This window comes from Pseudomonas sp. GXM4, from assembly GCF_008923895.1.
Classification (GTDB): domain Bacteria; phylum Pseudomonadota; class Gammaproteobacteria; order Pseudomonadales; family Pseudomonadaceae; genus Aquipseudomonas; species Aquipseudomonas atacamensis.
Window position 1 is genome coordinate 1 of sequence record NZ_WBRZ01000237.1, and the last position, 8446, is coordinate 8446.

Genomic DNA, 8446 nt, shown 5'->3' on the forward strand with positions numbered 1-8446 from the left:
ATCACATTGTGTGAACCCTTCTGAGCGGCCTGAAATATTGCATCCAGTCGTTCACCCAAGTATTTCATATGAGAGCCAACGATCTCTTCGAATCGTTCCGAAGTAGAATTATCCTCCACGTAAGCGACCAGCCGATTGATATAGTTATCCTCTCCTAGCTTAATAATTTTCTGCTTGGGCCCCGGATTTATAATTTTATCCTCACGCGCAGGATAAAGAACATTTGCGGCATCCTGTAGAATTCTACGACAACTATGAACGGCGTTAGACCAATCTTCTTCATTCTGCGATAGCAAATTATCATAAACCGCTGAGAATTTTTTCACCGCATCGGGGATTAATTCAGCAACACTTTTATCCACCTTAAATCGGGCTCGATCAAAAACATCACTTGCTACAGCAGAAAACTTTAACTCAAAATAGACGGAGGAAACGAAGTTATAGATATAAGAACGTCGCTGCGCAAGAGTCTTCACATTATCCTTGAGCATTTTATTTGCGTTATTTAGATTTATGCCATTCAACCCCGGCAACCTTGCCTTCTGGGCTTCAATCTCAAGTTCAAGTTGCTCAATTGTTTTGAACTCTCCGTACTCTTTCGTGACGCCATCGACTTTAATTTTATACGTACGACCTGCTAGGCGCGCTAGCCTCCATGCTTCAGTAGTCTTTTGTTTATCTATTTCAGGATAACCATTTACTTCGGATAACATTATTTCGTGGACATCGAAATTCCCCATCAATCTGGCTAACCTTCCGGCCTTCATTGACACAGGAGTAAGCGCTCGCCCCATCTCTAAGTCCTCTAACAATCGCTCACTCAAATCCAGAGACTCGGACAACACATTAGTCGACACCATATTATTACCCCTTATTTAAACTAAGCCGCGCCAACGGATTCAACTCCACAACCCCCGCCATATGCCCCGGACTAAAATGCGCATACTTCTGCGTCATCGCCAGCGTCGCATGCCCCAAAACATTTTGCAGCGTAATAATATCTCCGCCATTCATCATGTAATGACTCGCAAACGTATGCCTTAAAACATGCGTCAGCTGCCCCGCGGGCAGATCCAGATCAATCGCAACCACCGCACGCCGAAAAGCATCGTAGGAGGGTTTGAACGGCAACGCCTTCTTCAACCGCCTCTCAAGCGTCTCAGAGATCGGAATCGTCCGATTCTTACTCGACTTCGTCTTACTGTAGTGAATCAACCGATTGCGCACCTGACGCGGCTGCAGCGCTTCCGACTCTCCCCAGCGCGCACCAGTCGCCAAGCACACCTCAGAAATCAACAGCGTATCGTCCTCAAGCGTGGCCAGATGGGTCAGCAGTAGATCAATCTGCTCACCTTCCAAATACGCCATCTCCGCTTCGTCAAACTTCAGCTCACGAACGTTAGCCAAGGGATTGGGTGAACTCCACTCACTCAACCGCTCCAACTCATTGAACACAGCCCGCAAATACGCCAACTCATGGTTAAGCATGTTCGCGCTGATCGGGCGACCGGGCTTTCCCTGCTTCGTGTATCGCGAGTGCTTACCCTCGGCCCGCTCAGCGCGGTACTGAGCAAAATGGGAAGCGCTGAACATCGACGCCTTCGGATTGCCCATACGCTCGACCATGGCCAGCAGTAGCTCCTTGCGCTGCTCGCCCGTTTTCAGATTCTGGCCATGCAGCGTGTACCAAAGCTCTACCAAATCTCTCAGCCGTCGCGTATCGACTTTGCCCTTCCTCTCGAACTCCCCCTTTACCCCCTCCCCCATAATCCGACGCTCATAAACCTGAGCCTCATTTTTGGTGCGAAAAATCTTGCGCACCCGTCCGCCCTCACTGCCTTCTGGGCGGCAGTCAACCTTATAGCGACCATCCTTGAGTAGCTTGATTGTCATCCTTTACTCCGGGCTTATCTGTCCACATTCCGGCGCCACCTGATCGATCATCAACCACAGCGTGTACTTCATGAAACGCGGGTGATTGAGGATCTTCGACAGCGGCCCATACCCCATCTCAAACATCGATGCTTCGTTCTTTTTGTACGTGCTCAAGCTCAACCCGACCAGCTCGCAAAACTCGGCCTGAGTGACCCCCTCTTGGCGGCGAATGGCCTTCATTTTTCCTGCCAAATCCACAAATGCCTCCATTGACAGGTTCCATTTATGGAACCTATAGTAGTTCCACTTTAGGTACTTTCACACCAAATATCAGTTAAAGGGGCAGCAATTGCAAATCTCCATCGACACGCCATACGTCACCATCAGCGAGCTGGTACGCCGCTCCGGCCAATCAGACTCAGCCATCAGAAACGAGATCGAGCTCGGGCACTTTCTCACCCGCCCGAAACAACCAGGCTCCAAGTCCGCCGTGCTGGTAAACATGATTCATCTGGCCATTGAAGCTGCCGAGCAAGCAGAGCGCGTACGCGGTACGACTAAGGCAGGTGTCAGGTGATGGCTCAGCACAAAGCATCCTTCGAAGACCTCTACCTAACCGAAGTCCTCGACGCCCTAAAAACCGACCCCCAACTCGACTTCAAAACCACCACCCCCAAATACCTCGAAAAAGGCATCTGCCCCGGCGCCAAGTGCGGTCAACGCACCCTCTACATCGCCAAAGCCAAGCCCTACCAACTCAAATGCAACCGCCTCAACCACTGCCAATACGAAGAGAAAACCCGCGACCGCTACCGCCACCTCTTCGAAAATCTCAGCGAGCGCTTCCCCCGCACCGAGGTCAACCCCAACGCCACGGCCGATGCCTACCTGCAGCGCAACCGCGGCTTCGACATCAGCCAAATGCAAGGCTGGTACAGCCAAGCCCGGCGTAAAGTACAAAACGGCCAATGGGCCGAGACCGTTCGCTTCCCGCTCGCCAATGGCCACTGGGAACGCATCATCGACAGCACCATGGTGGCCGCCAACGACGGCGACAAAGCCGGCATCAAAAGCGGCATGACCTACAAGGCTCAGTGCTGGGCGCCACCGGGCATGGCCATCGACGCCAACGACACCGTTTACGTTGTTGAAGGCATCTTCCACGCCGTGGCCCTGTTTCTCGCCGGCTACAAAGCCGTCGCGTCCATCTCGGCCAACAACTTCCCCTGGGACCTCATCGAAGAACACAAAGGCAAGCGCGTACGCTGGGTCATCGCCCCCGACGACGACCAGGCCGGCCATTCCGTCATCGCTAAATATCGCGGCCAACTACAAGCCCAAAACGAAATCGCCTGGGTCGCCCTCGCCGGCCCAAATCGCGACTGGGACGACGTCTACCGCGACGGCCAACTCAATGACGAATTCATGCGAGAGGCCTGCTATCAAGGCCGGTTGTTCGTCGCCGTCAGCCCGGCCAAAAAAGCCTTCCTGCTGTTCATCAAACGCGAACGCAGCTTCTACCTGCTCGAGTTCGGCAACCGCCTCTACTCGGCCAAAGTCGACACCACCGCACTGAAGAACGCCTTAGAAGAAGGCGAGACCGTCAACGGCAACTGGCCGCTGTTCGACAAACATTGCGTCATCAAACAAGTGGCCAACTGCGTCCCGCACTTCGAATACATCCAACGCGACGCCACCACCGGAGACCAACAATTCTTCTTCCAATTCACCTTCCCCAACGCCACGCAAAATTGCAAAGAACCCCTAGCCCCCAACGCCATCGGTGACCCGCGCAGCTTCGCCAGGTCACTGCTCGAGCGCACCCCGGGCGGCAACTTCGAAGGCGGTGAAAAGGTGCTCGCCCTGCTGCGCAGCGGCTGGCTCGACAACGCCCTCACCGTGCGCGCTTTACCCTTCGTCGGCTACGACGCCACCAGCAAAGCCTACTGCTACCCAACCTTCGGTTACCACGCCGGCCGCGAATACAGCGCCAACGATCACGGCTACCTGGAGATCGGCAAAACCGGGCTCAAATCGTCCCTCAACACCCTGCCCATCACCCGTGGTGCCGACTTCGATCCCTCATGGTTTACAGACTTCTACGCCGTCCATCACCTCAACGGCTTGGTCACCCTGTCGTGGTGGACCGCCAGCCTGTTCGTGCAGCAGATCCGCAGCCAACAAGAGTCGTGGCTGTTCCTTGAACTCACCGGTGAAGCCGGCGCGGGCAAATCCAGCCTGTTGCGCTTCCTCTGGCGCCTGTTCGGCCGCTCCAATTACGAAGGCATCAAACCCAACAACGACGGCGCCAGCGCCATCGGCCTGACACGCGAGCTGTCGAAGGTTAGCAACCTGCCCGTGGTCCTGATCGAATCCGACAGCCAAGCGGTCGACGCCCAAGGGCGCGCCGTCATCAGCCAATACAACTGGGAAAAGTGGAAAACCCTCTTTGACCACAACGCCACCCTGCGCACCGTAGGCGTTAAATCATCGACCAACGACACAGACAGCCTTATTTTCCTCGCCGCTCTGCTTATCGCGCAAAACGCCACGGTCGAAGGCTCCGAAGCCATCCTCACCCGCATCGCGCACTTCCACGCCACCCGCGCCCACCACACACCGGCACTCAAAGCCCTGGCCACCCGCCTTCATCACCTGCCCGTAGAACAACTTGCCGGCTACCTGCGCCAATGCCTAGGCCAAGAAGCCCAATGGCTAAAGCGCTACTTCGACGCATTCCCGCAATACGAACAACAACTCCAAGCCAACCCGACCATCCAGCACCAACGCATCGTGCTCTGCCACGCCCAACTCATGGCCGCCGCTAAAGCCACCCAAGCGCTGTTCCCAGATTGGAGCGACGAGGTCTTGGCCAAGGTCTTCAAACACATCGAAACCCGCGCCATCGACCGCCAGCAGCGCATCAGCACGGAAAACCCAACGGCCGGGCGCTTCTGGCAGATCTATCACTACCTCAACGAGCGCGTGGTCACCCACACCGATGACGCCGGCGAACGTGAGGTCATTCAAGAAACCCTCAACCACAGCAACGACAAAAGCCTCATCGCGATCAACATCGAGCACTTCCACAACGCCTGTCGCGTGGCCGGTCAGGAAGTCATCCACGCCACGCAACTGCACCGCGCCCTGCCCATGAGCACCTCACACACCTTTATCGAAACCCGCAAAGTCCGTTCGGCCATCGAGAAACGAGCGCTTAACTGCTGGGTGTTCCACAAGGGGAGCAAAGCCTGATGAGCCAATCGAAAAACACTTGGTGTACATGGCAGCAGCCCAGCCATTCACAGCCAATGCGCGATTCGCTAACGAAAAGCTGGAACATCCAGAACATAAAAATAGAAATGAAAAAAACAGATAACAAACACAGAAATACACAGGCCATCACTCACTCAGACCTGCGGAACACACCAGACCGCACCGGAACATCATTGCAGCGGCAGTTCTACCGATGTTCCGCCACAGCCGCTAGCAACAGCACCCAGCAAGCCCTTGCAAATCAAGGCCTACAGCGAGCAGCGGATAAAACGCGTTCTGCTTTGTTCCGGCTAGACGGCTAAACCGGCCTCCACGCTGCAAGCCCCGTAAACCGGGCACCAATCACCCATAACGCTCAAGCGTTCCGGCTGTTCCGGCGAACGCACGGGCACCTGCGACTTTTTTCAGGCAATGCCCTGACTCACCCCAAAAAGGAATACACGATGCACGTACAAATCATCAGCGGCGAACAAGCCACCGGCAAAACCACACAGCTTCTGGCCATCCAGTCAAAGCTCAAACGCCAAGGGATACAGGCCCCCATCCACGTGGGCGAGCACTTCACCACCCCCTAGTTCCTCAACCAAATCACCCAGCAGGCCACAGCCGGCGCGAAACACTTTCTGGCAGACGACTGCACACGGTTCCAAATCAAAGCCGCGCTCGAACTGAAAGCCAAAGGCATCTATGCCGGCGTGCCATACGACTTTGTCGCGCACTTGGTTCGTAAGGCCTGAAGGAACGTAGCCATGGTTATTCATTTCGCCGCCAACACCCTGCCGGGAACGCTCTACCTGTCCGACAGTTTCGTTCTGTTCTGTTCGGCCGAAGGCCTTGCCGAACTGGCCACCGCGGACCACTGGCGTGAACACGCACACGACACCCCTTGCGACATCACCATCGTTCATTTAAGCGACGTCGCCGGCCGGGACGAAGGCTTGTTTGAAGTCCGCCGCCAGCTGCAGCCCATCTACACCGCCACCCGCCTTTACCAAGGCTAATCATGCGACAACAAGGAGCCACACCATGCAAGTAGAGCAACCATCCAAACCACCCTACCTGATCACGGCCCAATGGCTGATCAACCGCCTCACCCTAATCGCCCGGCAACAGGGCATGTGTCCAACAGAACTCACACTCGACACCTCAATTGGCGGATGGCAGATCCCCCTCAATGAAGACAATTTTCACGTCACCGGCAGCGGCTGCCTGATCATCCGGATGCCGGCGCGCCCGATCCGCATCAAGCACTACAACGTCTGTGTGTTCGGTCAACGATTAAACGTTGTCCTGGCCACCGACTACGACAATTTACGTCGGGAGCTGTGCGTGGCACAGCAACGCGTGGAGAGACTCGAGGCGCGGTTAAATCCACCCGATTGCGCCAGCATGCCTTACGTGTGACCAATTGAAATGAAGAGGGGCGCTCGGCGCCCCTTTTTTTAGATAGTCCGATGCAACGCTAGTATTTTTAAAAAACTTTGGGCGTTTGGATGAGGTGGAATTAGAGCATTCCAACGTAGGAATTTTCGTTATCTATTACAGATATTTTCCCAACTCCTAACTGGATGTAAATGGCTAGTTGTAAAACAGGTTGACGTTAAACTTTCCACATAAATAAACTCGCGATCGACAACATATAGAACAAGGAGTCAAGTGATGTCACACAACAAACACACCCTGGAATTACGCGAAAAAATCGAGGAGTGTGGGCATTCACTGTCGTTGTTCATCGACCTATGCACCTCCGATGTTCAACTGAATCAACGCAGCAAACTGGCCTTGTCGGAGTACGGGAGGAACCGTATGGAGGCCTTTGAAGATGCCGAAAACCTGCTTCGCCGCCAAGCCGAAGCATCATCCGAAGCGCCGCAGCCTCTGCGGCGTACCGCCTGACCTTCCCCCGCCTTCTTGGCGCTCGCGTGATCTCGGCGCGGCGTCACAACCAACTCCGACAGAACGTTTAGCAACTACCGCTGCGCGATTACACATGTGCATTCAGAGGCGTTTAAAAACCATGCCGCATTACGCGCAACAGCCCACAAATCCTTGCGCCTTTGCCTACGCGTGCGCCAGAATCCGCCGGCTTGTGCGACTTGGACTGACTGCGTAATTTGATGTTGTCACTGACCTCCAGTGATCGAGCTTAGCGGCTCGGTAGCTTTCCGGTTGCATACGTCTCATCCAGCCAGGGTCAAACCTGCCTTGATGGTGGCTGTGCGCATGGCACCTTCGGGTGCGCCGGGTTTGGAGAGCTTACCGGTCCGCTAACTTGCGCATAGCCGCCACCCTTCTGCTTAGCGGCTGAAGGGATGCGGCCTTATAAGAGGCAAGCTCATCATGTTCAAAGTAACGCCAAACCCGCCGGTCAAAGACACGGCATCTCCCACACCTCCAACGTCTCCGTACGCCTCCCTCGATTCGAAAAAGCTTAACGACGCAGCTGAACGCGCCCTCGACCATTATCTAGGTCCACCGACAGCTGAAAACATGGCCACGCCGTATCAACCCAACCGTCTATACATGGTCAACCCAGCATCGGACACCGAATCCTTATTGGTGGACGCTTGTGAAACCTTGGGGTCGGCAACCGTGATGCTCAATGAGTTCGCCAGCATGTTTGAAGGCTCGCGCCGCAAAACCCTGCAGGGCATCGCACAAGTCGTCATGGTGGCAGAGCTAGCGGTTAATCAAGTGCTGGATAAACTGGTACCGACCGAGTAGCGAGAAGCAGGGCGAGACGTGCCGTCTCGCCCTTACCGCAATGAGCCTAGCTGATCGAATAGGTCACGCTGCTTGTCGGGAGTAAGCGCTCGCAGACGATCGAACAGAAGTCGATCAACCGTTTGTGCAGACGGACTGAGCGTATGAGAAAAAGTCAAATTCGCAACCCACGTATGCCCACATTTCACCGATGAGCATTGACAATATAACCGAGCAAACTCCAAAGAAAGTTCATCGCGCAAACTAATCCGCCCTTTACTTGCGCAAACACTACAATAAACACGCATTAGATTACTCCTTTAGAGACCCGCCACTATATCACTACCATTGATCACAGCATGTAGATTTCCACCAATTCCAATCACTGAAAATAGAGTCAACTTTTAACAATTACGATAGCGGCGGGTACACAGAATGGGGTCAACTAGGTGACCCCGCTTAAATCAGCGCAACAAACTATTAGGGCCTCGCATAACCGATCTGAAATAATTAAACCTTTCCACCGCAGCTTTAGATTGGATCTCAGGCCTTGAATAATAGACATTATGCACCATGGTATTCAAAGCTGTTT

General features: G+C 54.3%; 12 protein-coding genes. 8 read left to right on the forward strand and 4 right to left on the reverse strand.

Features of this window, described 5'->3' with window-relative positions; genetic code table 11:
• The 3 genes from F8N49_RS27955 to F8N49_RS22175 form a co-directional block, all read right to left on the reverse strand.
• Positions 1 to 842 (reverse strand): hypothetical protein (locus F8N49_RS27955; protein WP_218574902.1); only part of this gene is annotated, 842 nt, incomplete at its 3' end.
• Positions 843 to 864: 22 nt separating this feature from the next.
• On the reverse strand, positions 865 to 1893 hold the full coding sequence (locus F8N49_RS22170) for a tyrosine-type recombinase/integrase (protein WP_151552586.1): 1029 nt from the start codon (positions 1891 to 1893) through the stop codon (positions 865 to 867).
• Positions 1894 to 1896: 3 nt separating this feature from the next.
• A complete protein-coding gene (locus F8N49_RS22175) occupies positions 1897 to 2145 on the reverse strand; it encodes a DNA-binding transcriptional regulator (protein ID WP_256205837.1) in 249 nt (82 codons plus the stop codon).
• 79 nt (positions 2146 to 2224) lie between these two features.
• Between F8N49_RS22175 and F8N49_RS22180 the strand changes: the two genes are divergently transcribed.
• The 8 genes from F8N49_RS22180 to F8N49_RS22210 all read left to right on the forward strand — a co-directional run bounded on the left by F8N49_RS22180 (position 2225) and on the right by F8N49_RS22210 (position 7875).
• Positions 2225 to 2452, forward strand: a complete 228-nt coding sequence (locus F8N49_RS22180) for a hypothetical protein (protein WP_071173780.1) — start codon at positions 2225 to 2227, stop codon at positions 2450 to 2452.
• Positions 2452 to 5130, forward strand: coding sequence for a toprim domain-containing protein (locus tag F8N49_RS22185; protein WP_151552588.1), 2679 nt, complete (start codon positions 2452 to 2454; stop codon positions 5128 to 5130). The genes F8N49_RS22180 and F8N49_RS22185 overlap by 1 nt, the downstream gene beginning before the upstream one ends.
• The gene (locus F8N49_RS22190) at positions 5130 to 5453 is read left to right on the forward strand and encodes a hypothetical protein (protein WP_151552590.1); all 324 of its coding nucleotides are present in this window, start codon (positions 5130 to 5132) and stop codon (positions 5451 to 5453) included. Before F8N49_RS22185 ends, F8N49_RS22190 begins: the two co-directional genes overlap by 1 nt.
• Before the next feature lie 141 nt (positions 5454 to 5594).
• The gene (locus F8N49_RS28360) at positions 5595 to 5726 is read left to right on the forward strand and encodes a hypothetical protein (protein WP_256675493.1); all 132 of its coding nucleotides are present in this window, start codon (positions 5595 to 5597) and stop codon (positions 5724 to 5726) included.
• Between the two features lie 174 nt (positions 5727 to 5900).
• Positions 5901 to 6152, forward strand: coding sequence for a hypothetical protein (locus tag F8N49_RS22195; RefSeq protein ID WP_151552592.1), 252 nt, complete (start codon positions 5901 to 5903; stop codon positions 6150 to 6152).
• A gap of 25 nt (positions 6153 to 6177) precedes the next feature.
• Positions 6178 to 6555, forward strand: coding sequence for a hypothetical protein (locus F8N49_RS22200; RefSeq protein ID WP_151552594.1), 378 nt, complete (start codon positions 6178 to 6180; stop codon positions 6553 to 6555).
• A gap of 255 nt (positions 6556 to 6810) precedes the next feature.
• Complete coding sequence (locus tag F8N49_RS22205) at positions 6811 to 7047, forward strand: hypothetical protein (RefSeq protein ID WP_071173785.1); 237 nt, start codon at positions 6811 to 6813, stop codon at positions 7045 to 7047.
• A 444-nt stretch (positions 7048 to 7491) separates the two neighbouring features.
• Positions 7492 to 7875: a DUF6124 family protein gene (locus F8N49_RS22210; RefSeq protein ID WP_071173786.1), complete on the forward strand. Its 384-nt coding sequence runs from the start codon at positions 7492 to 7494 to the stop codon at positions 7873 to 7875.
• A gap of 32 nt (positions 7876 to 7907) precedes the next feature.
• Here the strand turns inward: F8N49_RS22210 and F8N49_RS22215 are convergent, their stop codons facing one another.
• Positions 7908 to 8162, reverse strand: a complete 255-nt coding sequence (locus F8N49_RS22215; RefSeq protein WP_151552596.1) for an ogr/Delta-like zinc finger family protein — start codon at positions 8160 to 8162, stop codon at positions 7908 to 7910.
• Positions 8163 to 8446: the final 284 nt, after the last annotated feature.

Excerpts from the sequence above, each read along its gene's own strand:
- F8N49_RS22170 (WP_151552586.1), bottom strand. The coding sequence starts at position 1,893 with ATGACAATCAAGCTACTCAAGGATGGTCGCTATAAGGTTGACTGCCGC.
- F8N49_RS22175 (WP_256205837.1), bottom strand. The coding sequence starts at position 2,145 with ATGGAGGCATTTGTGGATTTGGCAGGAAAAATGAAGGCCATTCGCCGC.
- F8N49_RS22185 (WP_151552588.1), top strand. The coding sequence starts at position 2,452 with ATGGCTCAGCACAAAGCATCCTTCGAAGACCTCTACCTAACCGAAGTC.
- F8N49_RS22190 (WP_151552590.1), top strand. The coding sequence starts at position 5,130 with ATGAGCCAATCGAAAAACACTTGGTGTACATGGCAGCAGCCCAGCCAT.
- F8N49_RS28360 (WP_256675493.1), top strand. The coding sequence starts at position 5,595 with ATGCACGTACAAATCATCAGCGGCGAACAAGCCACCGGCAAAACCACA.
- F8N49_RS22195 (WP_151552592.1), top strand. The coding sequence starts at position 5,901 with ATGGTTATTCATTTCGCCGCCAACACCCTGCCGGGAACGCTCTACCTG.
- F8N49_RS22200 (WP_151552594.1), top strand. The coding sequence starts at position 6,178 with ATGCAAGTAGAGCAACCATCCAAACCACCCTACCTGATCACGGCCCAA.
- F8N49_RS22205 (WP_071173785.1), top strand. The coding sequence starts at position 6,811 with ATGTCACACAACAAACACACCCTGGAATTACGCGAAAAAATCGAGGAG.
- F8N49_RS22210 (WP_071173786.1), top strand. The coding sequence starts at position 7,492 with ATGTTCAAAGTAACGCCAAACCCGCCGGTCAAAGACACGGCATCTCCC.
- F8N49_RS22215 (WP_151552596.1), bottom strand. The coding sequence starts at position 8,162 with ATGCGTGTTTATTGTAGTGTTTGCGCAAGTAAAGGGCGGATTAGTTTG.